The following is a 539-nucleotide window of genomic DNA, read 5'->3' on the forward strand; positions in this document are numbered from 1 at the left end:
AGCGGCAGGTGGAGGCGATCACGGTCCCATCAGAGACGTTCATTGCCGCGAACAGGCTTGTGGTGCCATGCCGTGCATAGTCATGGGTCCGCTTCTCGGGCATGCCCGGCATCATCGCCGAAAGCCGACTGTGACCGGGACAGGGCCTGGACCTGGGTTTCCTCGTCGACGCTGAGGACCACCGCGGATTCGGGCGGGTTCAGGTACAGGCCCACGATGTCGTAGACCTTCTCCACGAAGAACGGGTCATTGGAAAGTTTGAACCTGTCGGTGCGGTGGGGCGTCAGGCCAAAAGCCTTCCAGACCCGCCCGATGGTGGACTTTGACAATCCGGCGCGTTCGGCCATCTTGGCCCGGGACCAATGGGTCGCGTTTTCCGGAGTGCTTTCCAAGGTGGCGACGACGATATCGTCGACCTGCTCGGCGCAGTGATCGTTGCCGGTCGCCCCGGGCGTGGATCATCGCTGAGCCCATCCAAGCGGTGCTGCAGAAACCGTGAGCGCCACTTCGTCACCGTCGGGGCCGAGCACCCGACCAGG

2 protein-coding genes are annotated in these 539 nt (G+C 63.6%); both read right to left on the reverse strand.

Annotation, left to right across the window (positions count from 1 at the left end):
- Window positions 1–80 precede the first annotated feature (80 nt).
- On the reverse strand, window positions 81–392 hold the full coding sequence (locus QMG25_RS20710) for a hypothetical protein (protein WP_502866468.1): 312 nt from the start codon (window positions 390–392) through the stop codon (window positions 81–83).
- Window positions 284–514, reverse strand: coding sequence for a hypothetical protein (locus QMG25_RS20715; protein WP_502866467.1), 231 nt, complete (start codon window positions 512–514; stop codon window positions 284–286). The genes QMG25_RS20710 and QMG25_RS20715 overlap by 109 nt, the downstream gene beginning before the upstream one ends.
- Window positions 515–539: the final 25 nt, after the last annotated feature.

The sequence above is a fragment of the Arthrobacter sp. H35-D1 genome (genome assembly GCF_030063185.1).
In the GTDB taxonomy this organism is placed as follows: Bacteria; Actinomycetota; Actinomycetes; order Actinomycetales; family Micrococcaceae; genus Specibacter.